This window comes from Microvirga pakistanensis (assembly GCF_004458765.1).
Classification (GTDB): Bacteria; Pseudomonadota; Alphaproteobacteria; order Rhizobiales; family Beijerinckiaceae; genus Microvirga; species Microvirga pakistanensis.
On the sequence record NZ_SPJX01000156.1, the window covers coordinates 122,763 to 139,531 of the forward strand.

The window sequence follows — 16,769 nt, forward strand, 5'->3', positions numbered from 1 at the left end:
GCCGGTGCGGGTGGCGGGATTGCCTGTCTAATGAAAGACATCCGGGCACAGATCACCTCCCTAGCTCGCCTCAACCGGTTGCGCCGGCCTAGTTCCCTCAGCGAATACGTCGGCTTGGGCACCTCATAAGCAACCATATCAGTGTGGAGACTGTCCGATCAGGCGGTCGATCATGGCCCTGACCGCCCGCATCTGTAGTCTATTCTGAGTATGACAGTTTGACCCGCTGTAGCCGCAGAAATCCCAGCACCGGCTCGGGTTCGCTGTTGAAGCTCTGGTTTGCGGTGGCTCTCTCAGGTCAGTCGGGTGCGTGGGGTTATTACGCTTGAAGCCCTTATGAAGCACGAAGTCGACGCTGCGCTCAGTAGACGGCGGCCCGTCACTTTAAGTCCCGTCAACATCACTGACCTACGCCGCCATCTCTGCGAAGCCGTGCGTCCCCACGTGATCTGGAGCGACGGGCAAGATCAATCTCGGTATCAGTATCGGAAGCTGGCAATCTGGCCACGTCGCGAACCCGTTCTGTCGGAATCGCACCTCTCACCGAGAAAAACGATTGTTTCGCGCCGATGCCCATACTGATGTGAACCGAAGCCATAAGAATATCATCCCTATCGTGTTCGCCTATGATCTCACTGTTGGGAAAGCCATAGATATTATCCATTACCGTCCTCTCGGAACTGTGAGCGTCTATCTGGGCCGGTGCTAATGCCTGACTTCGCAGAAGATACCGATCTTCTTCATTTTATATTTGCGTTCGGCGAGGAAGTTGATTTTGCAGATGCGTTTGCATTTGTGCGTCCCTCCCGCCAAGATCAGGTTAAAGGCTTCCTTGCTGCGAATGAGATGGGCAGTCGAGTGACACGCCAAGAGCTTCTTGCCATCGCATTCTGGGACAGGGACGATAAAGTTGCCTTCGACGAAGAGTCGTATCCTTCATCGCTTCAACCTTGAGCCGCCCGTGGCAGCCGCTCGACTTCGGCCGGTACCCAACTAACCGTGGCGGTTGGCGTAGCGCCGCTTCTTGGTAAGGTTCTTCTGCCCTTCGAGCACCTTGGCTGGGGCAATCACCTCCTTGTAGCGGCGGGTGTGCTTCTTGAACGACGGCCTCATGCGAGCTTTACCCGCCATGGCTTGCTCCTTTCAGGTGATGGAGCATCGAACCACATTAGGCTGAACGAACGCACCTCATCCTGAGTGGGTATGCGAGGTCGTTCGAGGATCCATATCAGAAGGTAATATAATCCCTCTGCTCATCCAAATGCGGCGCGCAGGGAGGGATAAATGCCAACCTTCATCGGTTATGGACGGTTCACCCGTGAGGCCATGCGCGGCATGTTGCAGACCCCTGAAGATCGCACAGAGCCCGTCTCCAAGCTGTTCGAGTCGCTGCGTGGAAGGCTGGTTTCCTGGCACATGACCCCAGGCTGTGACTTCGACTGGATGCTCCTGGCAGAGGCTCCCAACGAGGAGGTGGTGGCGTTCAGGACATCAAGGTAGCCCGTGCTCTGAGCGGTCCAGAGGCCATGCGCCTGTTCCAGAAGGGCGGCGAGGCAGCCCGCAGCTTCAAGTCAGCCGGTCAACCAGCCCCATCAGAACAACTGCGAGGCAATTAGACAAAGCAGAGACGGAGGATCAGGGCAGGGTCAGATGGTCCAGGCCACGAGCACGAAGCCTCGCGTTCGGTTTCCATTGTCTGAGTCGGGCGTGTTCATGGCTGCGAAAAGATCGTCAGCCTCAACCCAGACGGGCGGGTACTTATACCGGGAGACATCCAGAACCAGAAAGCGATCTGTGTCAGCGTCATAAGCCGCCAGCGGAGAGATATGCCCTCCGCGCTCTTGGCCTATCGTGCGACGAAGGTAGTTCACGATCACATAACGGTTGGGAGTGTTCAAGGCTTCGGTGGCAAGCTTGCGGAACTCATCCAAACTGGTGTCTGCAGCATGCCGCACATCAGCCGTAACCGAGTAGGACTCCAAAATCCCACCAATCTGATCAAGGGTCATTCCGATCCTCGCCAGCACCTCCTTGGGCAGCACCTTCTCAGTTGTCTCGTTGAGGAGATTGTCCTGGGTGAAGGTCTTGAACGGCTCGAACTCCGGGGTGGACGGGGCTGGAACGCCCAGCGCATTGAGCACCATCGTGAGGCTGGCGACACCGCAGTAGGCTTGGTTCTTCTGGGTGACGAACTGGATGCTCAGCGGCCAGTAGGCGCGGTTCGCCTCACTCTCCAGCAGCAGGCGGGCACCTCGTTCACTGTTGAGGCTGACGAGTGACTCGGGCAAGGGCAGTGTCTGGGCGGCAGCACCGCCCGTGGCCAACCACAAGCCGAGCCCGATGATCTTGAGAGACGAGATGATCACACGCATGGCTGGCCTCCTGGTTTATGGATCGGGCTGATCAGACATCCTGTTGGCTGTGAGAAACCGCTGGTCGAAAGACGTGCCCTCGCTCAATCCCGCAATGTCCAAGCGGAACTTAGCCAGGAAAGCGTCGGCGACCTCTTGCGTACTGGAGATCTGCATGACGAACGAGCCTAGGCCACCGATCACATGCGTGCGGTAATATTCGACATCACCAGTAAGGCCGGAACCGACGACAAGGCCATTGATGACCTGTCCTGCCTCCAGAGCAGCGTCGCGGGCCTGGGCAGGCTCCGTTCCGCTGTTACTTGGTCCATTCCCAACGATGTTAATGACGGAGCGGCGGCTTGAGGTCGGAGCAGATCCAAGAAGCGTTGATGCGGAGCGAATCGCCAGCGCGATATCAGTCTGATGGTGTCCAGTGGGAGCCTCGTAATGATCTGTCGGGATATCCCGGTCCAGAAGCTGGGCCTCTTCGATAAGATGCCTTGAGCGCAGATTCCCGGAGATCTGCGCAGCATCCTCGGGCGTGGCTATCGTGGTCCAGGGAACAAGTATCTTCGTGTGGCCGTGGCTTGACCACATGAACACGGCAAAGCCAATGCGCCTGTGATGCCCGGCTCGAACTGCCGCCAAGAACCCAGGATGAGCAAGAGCGGAGGCCAGACCTTCTCGCTCGGCCCATTCTTCGTAGCGCCCAACCGAGGCTGATGTATCCAGAGCCGTTACAAGGTTCGCGTCCACCTCCACCGGCATTTCGGTGGCGGTGCCCAGACCGGGCATAAGGATGACGACCATCGCGCCTGCAAACCGGATTAAGTCATCCATGGCGGCTCTCTCGCTGGAGCAACTTGGGATGCCGAGCGTATACAGCTTAGACGAGGTACTCTGACGCAACGCGGGTGACTGACCGTTCAAGCTGGTCGAGGGGGCTGCATCCCAACCAGATCTGCTACACCTTTATGGCCTCTGGTAGCGGAACACTCCTGATTGGGAGAATACTACACCTGAGTACCGCCTCCCGGAAGGGCCCTTACCATAGCAGCTTCCGATGCTCCGCGCTCAGGTTTCCAGTCCAGCTTGACAGATAACCTTCCTCTCTTCCGCTAAAGACTGGACACCTTGCCCGGTCCACATCAGAATCCATCTTGAGTAGCATTGAGGCTCCCGTGGATCGGCAGGAGCACAAGTTCGGGCGGCGGCTTGTAGCCATCTTCGCGGCTGACGTGGTGGGCTACTCGCGGCTTATGGAGCAGGACGAGGTTGGGACGCTCCGCACGCTCACTGCCCATCGTGAAATAATGGACAAGCTGATTGCGGAGCACGGCGGGCGCATAGCAAACACCGCTGGCGATAATCTTTTGGCCGAGTTCCCCAGCGCCGTTGATGCCGTCCAATGCGCCGTAGCTGTGCAAGAGACTCTCGCTCAAGCAGGCTATGGCACCCCGCCGAGCGCCGCGTTCGGTTCCGTATCGTAGTACATGTCGGCGACGTGATGGTGCGGGGCAGCGACCTGTCGGGTGAGTGAATGAACATTGCCGCACGTCTTGAAAGCATCGCTGAATCGGGTGGTATCTGCCTCTCTGAGGCTGCCTACGGGTATGATTCACCTTTACGGAACTTGGGCCACAGAAAGTGAAGAACATTGAGGAGCCAGTTCGAGCTTATGCCCTCGAGGCAGCCTCGCCTGCCCCAGCCAGAATAGACCCTCCCAAATCGCTCGCCCTGCCCGACAAACCATCCATTGCGGTTCTCCCTTCACAAACATGAGTGGCGACCCAGAGCAGGACTACTTCGCCGGTAGCATGGCTCAGGAAATCATTGCGGCGCTCTCACGCTTCCGGTCGCTGTTCGTGATCGCCCATAACTCCACTTTCACTACAAAGGCAAGGCCGTGGATATCCGCCAAGTCAGCCACGATCTTGGCGTCCGCTATGTGTTGGAAGGCAGCGTTCGGCGAGCAGGCAGTCGGCTTCGCATCATCGCCCATCTGATTGATGCCACCACCGCCAGCCATCTCTGGTCCGAGCGGTACGACGGCGAGTTTGCCGACCTTTTCGATCTTCAAGACCGCGTAACGGAAACCATTGTCGGAGCCATCGAGCCGACGATTACGCTGAGTGAAGTCGAATGGGCAAAGCGCAAGCGACCCGATAACATCGACGCATATGACTGCGTGGTGCGGGCGCTGCCTGCCGTCCGGTCTCAGGACGCAGAAACTACGGCAGAGGGCTTTCGGTTGATCGAGCAGGCCATGGTGCTCGGCCCGAGCTATGCCCTCCCGAAGGCCCTTGTTCATGTGGGAAGCGCGGAGAAAGGTGGTCGCCCAAGTGCTGGACTATGCTCGGGCAATCTCCCGCTGGTCCTATGCCGATTTGCAGCGTCAAGTCTCGATGGCCCCCAGCAGGCACGGCAACATCCCGTTCGAATTCGCTAAGGCTGTCAATCCGACGCTTGTCGAGCACCAGTTTGCCGATGCAGTCGTCCGCACGATGCGCTCAGGCCGCATTCTGCTCCTGATCGCAGGTGATGGCATTCGGGAGGACGTTGGTGCCTTAGCAAAACTTATTAACCGCAACGCGGCTCTCGGATTCTCCTTTGGCCTCGTCGAGGTCGAGCTCTACGACCTTGGGGACGATGGGCTCGCGATCCAGCCTCGCGTCATCGCGCGGACGGACGTCTTCGAGCGGAACATTGTCATCTATCAGGCCGATGGCTCAGTCGGTGTGGAGGAGATCGGCTCTGAGGATGAGCCAGAACGAGGTCCGAGCGCGAACCCAGGAAAGAAAGCAGGTGGTCAAGGAGGATCCGAAAACCCGAAGCAGGCCGAGTATCGCCGATGGTGGCAGCCTGTCCTCGGCATGAGCTTCGATGATCCCGATCAGGAGCCCTTGAAGCTGTACTGGCCGAACAATGTTCGCGCACAACTCCTATGGCCGGGGACTTGGATTACAGCCTACCAGAGTACGAGAACGTGTGGTGTTTTCCTCGCAGGACGCAAGCGTGAACTTGAGGAAGAAGTTCTCCATCTCCTATCGCCTCAGTTGGATCAGATTGCTTCTGAACTCCCCGAAGGAACAGAGATCGGTAACGTCCGGTCTTCAGGAGAGATGGCGATCAAGACGACAAGGGCGATTGGCACGTACAAAAACGATGATGAGAAGCGCGAGTGGCTGAATCCGGTCCTCAATCAGTACGTCAATGTTCTACGCCCACGGCTGAAGCACCTTGTTGAATGAGCCAGCCTTGTGGCGCAAAAGCTCGCGACACGCGCGACAGCCATGAACAATGACTAGCGATCCACAATCGTGAAGGTCTTTGTGCCAGTCGGGCAGCATCGCGGATCGCCCGGCTTGAGAACCGTGGTCGTCACTGAAATATGCGCCGGTGCGAACTTCACGTCGCGAGGATCTTGTCCAACAATGTCATCTGTGTTGGCATTCCGTGCAAGTTGGTACACTCCATTGCGGTCATACCAAACCCAAACCGAGAGACTGATGCCGTTTCCACCCTCAATCGGGCTGTAGACGAAGGAGATCGCATCCTTCGTACCATTCCCAGTGAGGTCGCCATAGAACACGTGGACTTCTGGATCGCTGAGGTCTTCCTTCTTGATTTGCGCCCGTATAGCTTCGGCAGCCGGGCCATTTAGCCCTGGAATGGCCGCACTCGTAACGGCACCTGAGTTGGTGCCTGCTTCGTTGTTGCACACGATCTCTGCCGCTCTGCGTGCACCCTCATTCGTCCGCTCTTGTCCTAGTGGTCGGGCAGGCTTGTCCAAAGAAGTTACAATGAGGCGTGATCCTTTATCCGTGCTGACCCGCGTGATCACGGCGCAAGGCTTGCCATCCCGGAGCCGCCATTCAATCTTGTCGCCAAAGACCTTGCCATTGCCGCCCACGTTAATGGCGGCCTCGGCACTTGGGCTGTCCTCGTCCTTATCAACAATGATGCGAGCGATGCCTTCGAGGTAGAATAGCGTCACCATTCTTCCATTCGGACCTTTGCATTCACGAAAGAAGTGATCCCAATTGGTGTCCTCGACCCGGCACTTGGTGGCGTCGGTGTAGACTGAGGTTGTCTCTGCCCGTGCAGGATTGGCTGCGAGCGCCAGTGGGATCAGTGAAATTATCGTGAGACGCATAGATGTCCGAGTGTAACGTGCCAGGGCTATATGATGCCGTTACATACTGCGAAGCTGGAAGGTCCGCGATGGCATATCGCTGTGTATTGACGTGCATTCTGTGCGTTTCCACAGCAATTCTGTTGCCACTACTCTCTGATTACGCCCAAGCCGCTCCGAAGGTTGGCACCTGTCGATCCGGCTATCGCACGAGCGGCAGCGCTTGCGTTCCAAACTCTAGCGAAAGACCCGCTGAGCGCGAGGAGCGAAACCAAAGATCGAGTTGTCATGAGCTTTCCTCACACAGGACCAGCCCGACTCCTCTCAAATTGTGGAGGCTCGTCGCCGTGAGGTGACGATTGAGCACCTTTTTTCGGCACCATACGGTTTCTCTCGCGACGTCATCCTGAACTGTTGAACGAACTGGAGAGTAGTTTATCCCATCCGTGGGACCAGGCTGATGATGCTTCTCGGAGCGACGAGGCCGTACGCGACATTGCCCAACGTTTCCTCAATGAGCCTACGCGCGGAGGGGGCGCAGACTGATTAGGGTGCTGACCATTGATCGTATGCCCAGAGTACAAGCTTCAGGACCGCCTCCGAAGATATCCCAGCCCTCACGAGAGTCGACGTGGGCTGGGAGAGCGGCCCGAAACTTTACTGCAACGTCGTGCTAGGAGCTTGCTTTTCCGATATCGCTCAATGCTTAACCGTCCAGCGTAGCCAAGAGTTCATGTCTGCTCACGTCCATGCACCTGGGCTGGAGGAGCGGTTGCCTCGATGGCCGTGAAGGTCTCCAGGATGCGATAGGTATGCTGCGAGCCCGCCGGCACCACCCAGGAGTCACCTGGCTCCAGCCGCACGGTCTGGCCCTCGATCTCCAGTTCAGCCCGTCCCGCGATTACATAGCCGACAACTTCATAGTCCTGCCGGTGAGCGGGCTTGTTCTGGCTTGGTGGTTCATCGCGCCACATGCGCATCGACAGCCTCTTGCCTGAGGCCAGATAAACCTCGCCTTGGTCGCCTGTGGGTGAATGGGCGCTGCTTACCTTTGTCACGGTCGTGTCCGTCATCTCACCCTCCTGCGCAAGGTGCGCGGCGCCTCAGTGCCTGATTCGATCCAATCCCTAGATGCTGCCGCCAGATTGGCCCTGGCTTGCATCCATCTGGCTGTCGAACGCCCTCTCGCAGCGCTCAACATGGCTGGCTGCGCGCTGCTGGACCTCCGGCATATCGGTGCAGGGACTCTCCACGTCATGTTTGCAGTACGGACACATCATCGGTGCAGCCTCCGCATCAGCCGGAATGAGAAGCAACGTGCCACCACAGGAGGGGTTTCAGCTTGAGCGTGCTCTGATAAGCGCAGCACAACAGGCGCGATTGACGCGAGGGACCCGCCGCCACATTTCCACGCGACCACGGAGGAGCCACCATGATGACGACGGACGCGATCCCGCGACCCGCTCTGCTCCTGGGACGGGCCGGGGTCATTCCGTTTGCTCTATTGACGGCAGCGTCTGTTCTCGGCATCCATCCCTGGTCCTTGGATCCGAGGATGGCCCTGTGTGCCTATGGCGCCTGCATCCTGTCGTTAATGGGCGGAGTGCAATGGGGCGTGATGCTGCCGCGGGAGGGCGGTCCTGTGCCGTTCTTCCGCTATGCGATCTCGGTTCTCCCCGCACTGCTCGCGTTCCTGTGCCTGCTCATCCCAAACACGTCCGGTCTCATTGGGCTCGTCGTCGGCTTCCTGGCGCTGCTGGCCTATGACCTGTCCACCGTCCGTCAAGGGCTTGCGCCACGATGGTACGCTTCCCTGCGGGTTCAGCTCACGCTGGCTGTGGTGGTTTTGCTCGGGGTTGCCGTGATCGCCTGAGCTTCTGCCCGGCGGATCCGGCGGAACTTCCACACTCATTATCTCCTTGACCAGAACCCGGGATGGGATCCCGGCTCAGGAGGCCCCGTGGCAGTGCGTCTCAAGCCAGTCGCAGAGCAAGTGGTGGTTCTCACCGGGGCATCGAGCGGTATCGGTCTCGCGACCGCTTGCGCCTTGGCTGATCGCGGAGCCAAGCTCGTCCTTGTCTCGCGCAACGAGGCCGCTTTGCAGGATCTCGCGCGAGACTGTGAGGTAAAAGGCGCCAGAGCCATCGCGGTGGCGGCGGATGTCGGGCGCTTTGAGGACGTGGAGCGGGTCGCCGAGAGGGCCATCCAGGAGTTCGGCGGCTTCGACACCTGGATCAACAATGCCGGCGTGGCGATCTTCGGCACGGTCGAGCAGATCCCGCTCGAAGACCATCGGCGGCTCTTCGACACCAACTACTTCGGCGTCCTGCATGGCTGCCTCGTGGCCACCAAGCACCTGCGCGATCGCGGCGGCAAGATCATCAACATGGGAAGCGTGCTGAGCGACCGCGCCGATATCCTGCAAGGTCCATACTCTACTTCGAAGCACGCCGTGAAGGGGCTCACCGATGCGCTCAGGATGGAGTTGGAGGAAGCGGGCGCACCGGTTCTGGTCACGCTCATCAAACCGTCAGCCATTGATACCCCCTACATGGAGCATGCGCGTAGCTATCTGGATACGCCCGGCACGAAGAACCCACCGCCGTCCTATGATCCCGAGCTGGTTGCGCGGGCCATCGTCTTCGCCTGCGAGAACGACCGGCGCGACATCGTCATCGGCTTTGGCGGCTGGGCTCTGTCCGTGATGGGAGCGGTGGCGCCTCGTCTGACCGACTATGTCATGGAAGCCGGTGGACGCATTCTCCAAGAAAGCAACGATCCCGGGCGCCCGGAAAGGCGAGATAATCTGTACGAGCCCCGGCAGGACGGGGTCGAGCGGTCCTCCCTGCCGGGCGGGTCGCGCAAGACCAGCCTGTTCCTGGAGGCGCAGCTCAATCCCGTAAGTGCGGTCCCTGGTATGGTCCTCTCCACCTTTGCGAGTGCAGGCTTCGCTGCGTTGCGGATGCTCCGCCCAGTGGCTTCCACCCTTGCTTCAACCCCATTCCAGGAGAGCCGTGATCCCGGGCACCAGGGGCGGGAGGATGGCGGCGACCAGCCATCCCTGGCTCAGGGAGCGCTCGCGGCCAGCCAGTCCCTGCAAGCGCGGCTCAATGCCAAGAGCGCTGTACCGGGTATCGCCCTCGCTGCACTCGCGGGCGCAGGCCTCATTGCAATGCAGATGCTCCGCACCAAGGGCTCAACCTCCTCTTCACCCCAACACAGGCCCACGTCTCGGAGACGGTGACCGGCTGGGTCGCAACTCAGAGCCGTAACGAAAGGATTGCTGAGACTCGCTTCCTAGCTTTAAGCTGGTCGCGGCAAGTTAATCCTCGCCCTTCGGTGGGAGGCCTCAATAGGAAAGCGGTTGTGCAGGCGAGAGGTGTAAGGCGAGCCCGCCAGCTGATGCGGGATCGCGGAGCTTTCCGCGGGCGCTTGCTAATTGACGGAGCGCTCCGCGGCTTGGGTTAGGAGTTCGTCGGTGCGCTTCCCGTTCAATGTAAGCGTCACAGCTACCGTCCGCTGATCCAATCCAGGAAAGCCGTGCCCTTTGGGAACGTCCAACTTTTCACATGATGCAGACAATCGGCTTACGAAAGCTCCGCGCCCGGTGTCGGGCCGACAGGGCCATACTCGCCCGGCACCGGCAGCCAGACGCAGTCTGACCAGGCAGCCCAAATGGGGTATCTGCGTTGGCTCGTCAGCGAACGATGTTCTGAATGTTCGTAAGAAGCGCAATATGCTCCTTGATCTGTCCGCGTGCGAGCTTCACCACATTTACGTGATTAATGTTCTGAGGGTTTGTCGACAGATACCGCTCCTGAACCTGCAGTAAGTCGCGGTGACCCTCGATCTGCCCCGCCAAGTAGGTTTTATCGAACTCAGCTTCCGACGCCTGCTGCAACTTCTGGATCGTCTCCCGGCCCTTGGTATCGAGCACTGAGTCCGGCGCCCGAGCCGCAGAGCTTGCTGCTGTCGATGGCGTCGAGGAGGCGGAGGAGCCTGTCTGGGCTGGCTGGCTTCGGGTAGTAGCACCAGTGGCTGCTGGCGCTGTCGGGTCCATCATTGTGTGCAGGACCTGAGCAAGCGTTGTTTGTTCGTCAGTTTCGAATTGGGCGAACTGCTTCAGGTTCTCGTTGCGAGCTTTCTGAAGAGCAATGCGCGACGTTTCCAGGGCCACCATGCCGAGCTGAAGCGTCTGCTGGATGTGCTGCATCTCGTCTGGTCCGAGCAGTCCGCTGCGGGCTGTGGTGTCGGGTGAGGTTCCGGCATTCTGGTTACTCTGTTGCGCTAAGGCCGGAGCAGCGACTGCCGCTGTCAGGCTGACCAAAACGAGGCGACGATCCATGGGGAGCTCCTGCTTGTTGGGGAGCGGCTCGCTCAAGCTGCCAAACCGCCCACCCAGACGAACTTGAAGGAGACCAGCGTTGTTTCAGCGTGACGGCAAATTTAGTTGGGACGGAGCACCGCAGACATGTCGGTAGCGGTTGCCCAGGGATTCTGGGGGAAGCCGTTCCCTCCAAAGATGAGCCTGCCGGATACAGTCTCCGCATCGGGTTCGACACGCGCCTTCCGTTCACACCTGCCCTGCCCGAAGAACCGCTGGGAATGCCCTGGATGGGAAAGCCGACTCCGCGTGAGCAACTGACCGAAACGGTGGCTCGCCTCAACCGAGCCAATGCTCGACCGGTGATTTCAATCGAGCAGGATGAAGCCGGTCTGGTGGGGAGCGGGTCGCCACAACGCTTGAGAACCTGTCCCTGACATCACACGTTCCCACATCAGGAACACCTTGGAAGGAGAGATTATGGGCTGGTCCATTCCTATCGGCTCCGTGAAGGGCACAGTTATCCGCGTGCACTTCACCTTTCTCCTCTTCCTTGTCTGGATTGGCGTGACGCACTACGCGCAGGGTGGCCGCGACGCAGCGCTCCAGGGCGTCATCTTCATTCTTCTGCTCTTTCTATGCGTCCTGCTGCACGAGTTCGGCCATGTTCTGGCGGCCAGGCGCTATGGCGTACAAACGCCGGACATCACGCTCCTGCCGATTGGTGGCGTGGCCCGGCTTGAGCGCATCCCCGAGGAGCCCTCTCAGGAGTTGATCGTCGCCTTGGCTGGCCCGGCTGTCAATCTCGCGATTGCTGCTGTCTTGTTCCTGCTGCTCGGGGGTGTCTTGCCGTGGGAAAGCATGGAGGTGCAGAATTCAGGGGTCGGCCTGCTGGCCCGCCTCGCCTCGGTGAACATCTTCCTGGCTGTCTTCAACCTCATTCCTGCCTTTCCGATGGATGGCGGGCGCGTGCTCCGTGCCGTTTTGGCCTACCGCCTCGGGTACAGCCGGGGCACACAGATTGCAGCCACCGTCGGGCAGGTGGTGGCGTTCGGCCTTGGCCTGCTCGGCCTCTTGGGCAACCCGCTTCTGATCTTCATTGCGGTGTTCGTCTATCTGGGGGCGGCCTCGGAAGCCCATGCGGTCCAGATGCGTCAGGTGTCACGGGGCTTGCTGGTGTCTGATGCCATGATAACCCGATTTGAGACCCTGACACCCAGCAGCCGCGTCGAGGATGCGGTGCAGTGTCTGATCAAGACCACCCAGCATGAGTTCCCGGTTGTTGACGGTGCGGGAGGTATGCGCGGCGTGCTCACGCGTGACGACATGATCCGGGCCCTGCGGGAACGGGGGCCGGACACGCCCGTGATGGAGGTCATGCGCGCCGACATCCCGGTCCTTCACCACCGCCTGCCGCTTGAGGATGCCTTACGCCTCATGCAGAACGACCGTTTGCCTGCCATAGGGGTCGCCAACGGCGAGGCTCGCCTTGTGGGGCTGGTCACGCCCGAAAACATCGCCGAGATGATGATGATCCTGGCGGCTAGTCCCAGACGCTCCGTTCGCATGCCATGGCAACGGATCTCCCCCGTTGAAAGAACGTGATGTCGTGGTTGTCTGTGTGAGATGAGCAGACCGGCACGTACAGCGACAGGCTCACCGCCGTACGTGAGGATCGAAGGAGTTTATGCCGGAGCTTGTTGATCGACTGAGCGTTCAGCGATTTGGGTCAATAGCTCGTACGTGCGCATCTCCTCCAGCGTTTGCAGAAGGAGTTGGAGATCCTCTTGACGTCCGAGCAGTTTGGCATGCGCTGCCGCGGGGCCATAGGCGGCGATCTCGTAATGCTCGCCAATCTGAGCACTGGCAATCAGCGACACGTCCGAGCGTTCATCGTTGTCGATCATCGACTGCATCTTCTGATTCTCGCGAAGGATCATCGGCATGATCTCGTCTCCGACCTGCATAGTCACGCCGCCAGAGCGCTGGATAATCTGCTCCAGCCGCTAGACCTGCGGCTCGGCGTTCCTGAGCTTTACAATACAGGCGGTGTAGAGGGTCTCAAGATTGTCCACTAGCATGATGACAGCCTCTGCTGACTATCAGCCGAACGCTCGCGTGCGCTGTCACCAAGGGCTCAAACAGGTGTTCCCTGCGCTCTGGTGTCAGTTGCTTGGTGGTTTGGGCTGTCTCGTGGCCTCTCCCAGGAAGATGTTTGTAGACAGTACCCCGGCGAGGCAAAAATCCGCACGTGCGCGGCATCCTGTCCCTTGTTGACAACGTGCTGAATCCCGATATTTCAGTAAATTCTGAAACTTCAGGACGCCGCCGTGAATCTCCCGCCTCTGATCCAAACCTTCGTACTGCACTTTGGCGAGATGGGATCGCGGTGGGGCATCAACCGCACCGTCGGGCAGATCTATGCTCTGCTTTTCCTGTCCAGCGAGCCCCTGAACGCCGAGGACATCGTCGAGCGGCTTGGCGTCTCGCGCTCCAACGTGAGCATGGGACTGAAAGAGCTCCAATCCTGGAACTTGGTGCGCCTACAGCACATGCCAGGAGACCGCCGCGACTACTTCTCTACCCCTGACGACATTTGGCAGATCGTTCGCACCTTGGTGGAGGAGCGCAAGAAGCGCGAGATCGACCCCACGCTCACCCTCCTTCGCGAGGTCCTGATGCAGGAACCCGCCAGCACCGAGGAGCGCCACGCGCAGGCCCGGATGCGGGAGATGCACGACCTCTTCGAGCTTCTGACCGACTGGTACGCCGACATGCAGCGCCTTGAGACCGTGCGTCTGGTGCAGCTCCTGAAGCTTGGCACGAAGGTCCAGAAGATTCTGGACATCAAGGACCGCGTCTTTCTGACCTCGGGCTCCAAGAACCGCCGCAGCAGCGGCAAGGACAAGTAGATATCATGGACGACCCTCTCCTTCTCGCGCGCATCCAGTTCGCCGCGAATATCTCCTTCCATATCCTCTTCCCGACCATCACCATCGCGCTCGGCTGGGTGCTGCTGTTCTTCAAGCTGCGCTTCAACCGCACGGGCGAGGCCGCCTGGATGGACGCTTATAAGTTCTGGGTGAAGATCTTCGCCCTGAGCTTTGCGCTCGGCGTGGTGTCCGGTATCACCATGTCCTTCCAATTCGGCACAAACTGGCCGGGTTTCATGAACACGGTCGGCAACATCGCCGGCCCGTTGCTGGCCTACGAGATTCTGACGGCCTTCTTTCTGGAGGCGGGTTTCCTAGGCATCATGCTGTTCGGCTGGAACCGTGTTTCGAACCGGGTCCACACGCTCGCGACGGTTCTGGTGGCTGTCGGCACCACCATCTCGGCGTTTTGGATCCTGGCCCTGAACTCCTGGATGCAGACGCCCGCAGGTTTCGAGATGCGCGATGGGGTGGCTCATGCGACCGATTGGTGGGCGATCGTCTTCAACCCGTCCATGCCTTACCGCCTGACGCACATGCTGCTGGCTTCTGGTCTGACGGTGGCCTTTCTCGTGGCCGGCGTCTCCGCGTTCCGCTGGCTGCGCCGCGACCGCTCGCCGGGCGTCATGGCGGGCCTGCGCACAGGTGTTTTCCTGGCAGCGGCCCTGATCCCGGTTCAGATCTTCGTCGGCGACATGCACGGCCTCAACACCTTGGAACACCAACCTGCCAAGATCGCCGCCATGGAGGGCATCTGGGAGACCCGCAAGGGCGCACCCATGGTGGTCTTCGGCCTGCCGGACGAGGCAACGAAGTCCAACCGGTTCGAGATCGCGATCCCGAACATCGCCTCGTTCTACCTGACGCATGATTGGCAGGGCGAGGTAAAGGGCCTCAACAGCTTCGAGCACCGCCCGCCGGTTGCGCCCGTGTTCTTCGCCTTCCGGACCATGGTCGGCATCGGCCTGCTCATGCTCGCCGTGTCGTGGCTTGCTGCCTGGCAGTTGCGCCGCAGCGGCGAGGTGCACCGTCATGTGGCCCGTGTGCTGGTCGCGATGACCTTCGCCGGCTGGATTGCTACCCTGTCCGGCTGGTATGTCACCGAGATCGGCCGGCAACCCTGGCTCGTGACAGGCATCCTCACCGCTAAGCAGGCCGCCTCCGGCGTTGCAGCCCCCATGATCGCCTCGACGCTCATCGGCTACCTGCTCGTCTATGCAGGCCTCTTGGCTGCCTATATCGCGACGATCTTCTACCTCGCGCGCAAGTCTGCCGCGCCGGCCGACCACAGCCCTGCCGAGCCCGTCCGCGCGGGAGGTGCAACGGCTGCAGGCGAGGCCGTGGCAGCCGCCCTGTAAAGGACCATGATCATGGATCTTACTCCTGCCACCTGGCTGCCCGTGGCCTTTGCGGGCCTGATGGGTTTTGCTGTCCTTCTCTACGTGGTGCTCGACGGCTATGACCTCGGCGTCGGTATCCTCAGCGGCGCCGCCGAGGGGGAGCACCGCGACCGGATGATCGCCTCCATTGGCCCCTTCTGGGACGCCAACGAGACATGGCTCGTGCTCGCCGTCGGCCTGCTCCTTGTCGCCTTTCCGCAGGCTCATGGCGCGATTCTGGGAGAACTTTACCTCCCGGTCGCCGGCCTGCTGCTCGGGCTCATCTTGCGCGGGGTCGCCTTCGAGTTCAGGGCCAAGTCGGTTGCGGGGCACAAGGTCTGGTGGGACCGTGCCTTTATAGGGGGCTCCACATTGGCTGCCCTCATGCAGGGCTACATGCTGGGCCTCTACATCGTCGGCTTCGAGCGCACCGCCGCCAATGTGTCCTTCGCCCTGCTGACAGCTCTCTGCCTGGTTGCGGGGTATAGCTTCATCGGAGCGACATGGCTCATCATGAAGACCGAAGGCGAGCTGCAGCGCCGGGCCGTGGCTTGGGCTCGCGGCACCCTTCTTCTGTCGGGGATCGGCATGGTGGCGGTCTCTGTCGTCACACCGCTTGTATCGGAACGCATCTGGGACAAGTGGCTGAGCCTGCCGAACTTCGTTCTCCTTGCACCTATTCCCCTTGTGACTGCAGGCCTCTTTGTGGGGCTCAGCATCGTGCTGCGGCATCTGCCCACGCGTACGGACCGCTTCTGCTGGCTGCCTTTCGCGGGGGCCGTTGGTATCTTTATGCTTGGATTCCACGGCCTTGCCTACAGCTTCTTCCCGTACATTGTGCCGGACAAGCTGACAGTCTGGCAGGCTGCCGCCGCGCCGGAGTCGCTGATGATCATCTTCGTGGGTGCCTTGGTGGTCCTGCCGATTATCGCCGCCTACTCGGCCTTCGCTTATCGCATCTTCTGGGGCAAGGCGACGGATCTGCGCTACTACTGAGGCTCGCCAGCTGGAAAGAAGATTGCATGTCGCCGCCTAGAAAGGCGGCGACATGACTGACATTTGAGGTTGAAGGAGAGCAGTGTGCTTAGCGGTCGGCCTTATCCCCGCTGGTGGTCAACTCCACGTAGCGGCGGGTGACAGGTTCGATGAGGCCAGCAACATCCTGGGCCGCCTGCTCCTCCTCCTGCACCGACTGCTGGAATGCGGAAACATGCGCCGTCTCGCCGGCAGTTTCTGCGATGGTGATCAGAGAACGGTAGGCTCCAATCTGCTCATACTGATAAGCGTAGCCCGCATAGAGGTTCTTGAGCGTCTCATCCTGAAACAGGCCATGAACCGTAGCGCCGATGGTTCCAGCTACTGTGGTGACGGTCTCCTTGATGCTGGAGATGCTCTCGCCTGCAGATTGAAGAGCCTGTTCGAGGCGAGCCAGCTGCTGGCGTGTGGTTTCAATGTGCCGCTGAAGGAGAGCAACATACTCGGGATACCGCTCCAGACGCGAAATCTGGGCTTCCATCTGCTGCAGACCCTGCTGCTCCATCGCATGGGTGTTGCGCAGTGCTGTGACATAGATCGAGCGGGCGTCTGTGGCCATGAACGTGCTCCTCCAAGAGTTCTTCAACGGTAACAGACAGTCCTTCGCCA

The 16,769-nt window shown here is 59.9% G+C and carries 20 protein-coding genes; 9 read left to right on the forward strand and 11 right to left on the reverse strand.

Features of this window, described 5'->3' with window-relative positions; genetic code table 11:
* Positions 1 to 400: 400 nt before the first annotated feature.
* Positions 401 to 664, reverse strand: a complete 264-nt coding sequence (locus E4K09_RS05305; protein ID WP_134495715.1) for a hypothetical protein — start codon at positions 662 to 664, stop codon at positions 401 to 403.
* Positions 665 to 708: 44 nt separating this feature from the next.
* On the opposite strand from E4K09_RS05305, the gene E4K09_RS05310 reads away from it, so the two are divergent.
* Positions 709 to 954: a hypothetical protein gene (locus E4K09_RS05310; RefSeq protein ID WP_134495716.1), complete on the forward strand. Its 246-nt coding sequence runs from the start codon at positions 709 to 711 to the stop codon at positions 952 to 954.
* A gap of 39 nt (positions 955 to 993) precedes the next feature.
* On the opposite strand, the gene E4K09_RS28835 is transcribed toward E4K09_RS05310, so the two are convergent.
* Complete coding sequence (locus E4K09_RS28835) at positions 994 to 1,131, reverse strand: hypothetical protein (RefSeq protein WP_166802165.1); 138 nt, start codon at positions 1,129 to 1,131, stop codon at positions 994 to 996.
* A 153-nt stretch (positions 1,132 to 1,284) separates the two neighbouring features.
* Here E4K09_RS28835 and E4K09_RS05315 point away from each other — a divergent pair, with 153 nt between their 5' ends.
* Entirely contained in the window at positions 1,285 to 1,500 is a 216-nt protein-coding gene (locus tag E4K09_RS05315) for a GYD domain-containing protein (protein WP_134495717.1), read from the forward strand.
* Between the two features lie 146 nt (positions 1,501 to 1,646).
* Here E4K09_RS05315 and E4K09_RS05320 read toward each other — a convergent pair whose 3' ends face one another.
* The 4 genes from E4K09_RS05320 to E4K09_RS28845 all read right to left on the reverse strand — a co-directional run bounded on the left by E4K09_RS05320 (position 1,647) and on the right by E4K09_RS28845 (position 4,665).
* Positions 1,647 to 2,372: a phytochelatin synthase family protein gene (locus E4K09_RS05320; protein ID WP_134495718.1), complete on the reverse strand. Its 726-nt coding sequence runs from the start codon at positions 2,370 to 2,372 to the stop codon at positions 1,647 to 1,649.
* 15 nt (positions 2,373 to 2,387) lie between these two features.
* Positions 2,388 to 3,194 carry a DUF1194 domain-containing protein gene (locus tag E4K09_RS05325; RefSeq protein WP_134495719.1) on the reverse strand — a complete coding sequence of 269 codons (807 nt, stop codon included), beginning with the start codon at positions 3,192 to 3,194 and terminating at the stop codon, positions 2,388 to 2,390.
* 308 nt (positions 3,195 to 3,502) lie between these two features.
* A complete protein-coding gene (locus E4K09_RS28840; protein WP_166802167.1) occupies positions 3,503 to 3,781 on the reverse strand; it encodes a hypothetical protein in 279 nt (92 codons plus the stop codon).
* A 395-nt stretch (positions 3,782 to 4,176) separates the two neighbouring features.
* Complete coding sequence (locus E4K09_RS28845; protein ID WP_166802168.1) at positions 4,177 to 4,665, reverse strand: hypothetical protein; 489 nt, start codon at positions 4,663 to 4,665, stop codon at positions 4,177 to 4,179.
* Between the two features lie 31 nt (positions 4,666 to 4,696).
* On the opposite strand from E4K09_RS28845, the gene E4K09_RS05335 reads away from it, so the two are divergent.
* Entirely contained in the window at positions 4,697 to 5,605 is a 909-nt protein-coding gene (locus E4K09_RS05335; protein WP_166802169.1) for a hypothetical protein, read from the forward strand.
* Between the two features lie 53 nt (positions 5,606 to 5,658).
* Here E4K09_RS05335 and E4K09_RS05340 read toward each other — a convergent pair whose 3' ends face one another.
* Positions 5,659 to 6,354: a hypothetical protein gene (locus tag E4K09_RS05340; protein ID WP_134495721.1), complete on the reverse strand. Its 696-nt coding sequence runs from the start codon at positions 6,352 to 6,354 to the stop codon at positions 5,659 to 5,661.
* 866 nt (positions 6,355 to 7,220) lie between these two features.
* Positions 7,221 to 7,562, reverse strand: a complete 342-nt coding sequence (locus E4K09_RS05350; RefSeq protein ID WP_134495722.1) for a cupin domain-containing protein — start codon at positions 7,560 to 7,562, stop codon at positions 7,221 to 7,223.
* 359 nt (positions 7,563 to 7,921) lie between these two features.
* Here E4K09_RS05350 and E4K09_RS05355 point away from each other — a divergent pair, with 359 nt between their 5' ends.
* Both E4K09_RS05355 and E4K09_RS05360 read left to right on the forward strand, forming a co-directional pair.
* Positions 7,922 to 8,362 (forward strand): DUF3429 domain-containing protein, encoded by a 441-nt coding sequence (locus E4K09_RS05355; RefSeq protein WP_204985687.1) that lies wholly within the window; start codon positions 7,922 to 7,924, stop codon positions 8,360 to 8,362.
* Positions 8,363 to 8,449: 87 nt separating this feature from the next.
* Positions 8,450 to 9,733 carry an SDR family oxidoreductase gene (locus E4K09_RS05360; protein ID WP_134495723.1) on the forward strand — a complete coding sequence of 428 codons (1,284 nt, stop codon included), beginning with the start codon at positions 8,450 to 8,452 and terminating at the stop codon, positions 9,731 to 9,733.
* 453 nt (positions 9,734 to 10,186) lie between these two features.
* Here the strand turns inward: E4K09_RS05360 and E4K09_RS05365 are convergent, their stop codons facing one another.
* Complete coding sequence (locus E4K09_RS05365; RefSeq protein ID WP_134495724.1) at positions 10,187 to 10,834, reverse strand: DUF4142 domain-containing protein; 648 nt, start codon at positions 10,832 to 10,834, stop codon at positions 10,187 to 10,189.
* A gap of 459 nt (positions 10,835 to 11,293) precedes the next feature.
* Here E4K09_RS05365 and E4K09_RS05370 point away from each other — a divergent pair, with 459 nt between their 5' ends.
* Positions 11,294 to 12,418: a site-2 protease family protein gene (locus tag E4K09_RS05370; protein WP_134495725.1), complete on the forward strand. Its 1,125-nt coding sequence runs from the start codon at positions 11,294 to 11,296 to the stop codon at positions 12,416 to 12,418.
* Between the two features lie 80 nt (positions 12,419 to 12,498).
* Here the strand turns inward: E4K09_RS05370 and E4K09_RS05375 are convergent, their stop codons facing one another.
* Positions 12,499 to 12,816 carry a DUF892 family protein gene (locus tag E4K09_RS05375; RefSeq protein WP_342211336.1) on the reverse strand — a complete coding sequence of 106 codons (318 nt, stop codon included), beginning with the start codon at positions 12,814 to 12,816 and terminating at the stop codon, positions 12,499 to 12,501.
* 327 nt (positions 12,817 to 13,143) lie between these two features.
* Between E4K09_RS05375 and E4K09_RS05380 the strand changes: the two genes are divergently transcribed.
* From E4K09_RS05380 to E4K09_RS05390, 3 genes are read left to right on the forward strand one after another with little or no spacing between them, the layout of a single operon-like run.
* Entirely contained in the window at positions 13,144 to 13,725 is a 582-nt protein-coding gene (locus E4K09_RS05380; protein WP_134495727.1) for a GbsR/MarR family transcriptional regulator, read from the forward strand.
* Between the two features lie 5 nt (positions 13,726 to 13,730).
* A complete protein-coding gene (locus E4K09_RS05385; RefSeq protein ID WP_134495728.1) occupies positions 13,731 to 15,104 on the forward strand; it encodes a cytochrome ubiquinol oxidase subunit I in 1,374 nt (457 codons plus the stop codon).
* Between the two features lie 12 nt (positions 15,105 to 15,116).
* Positions 15,117 to 16,121 (forward strand): cytochrome d ubiquinol oxidase subunit II, encoded by a 1,005-nt coding sequence (locus E4K09_RS05390; RefSeq protein WP_134495729.1) that lies wholly within the window; start codon positions 15,117 to 15,119, stop codon positions 16,119 to 16,121.
* An 88-nt stretch (positions 16,122 to 16,209) separates the two neighbouring features.
* Here the strand turns inward: E4K09_RS05390 and E4K09_RS05395 are convergent, their stop codons facing one another.
* Entirely contained in the window at positions 16,210 to 16,719 is a 510-nt protein-coding gene (locus E4K09_RS05395) for a ferritin-like domain-containing protein (protein ID WP_134495730.1), read from the reverse strand.
* Positions 16,720 to 16,769 lie beyond the last annotated feature (50 nt).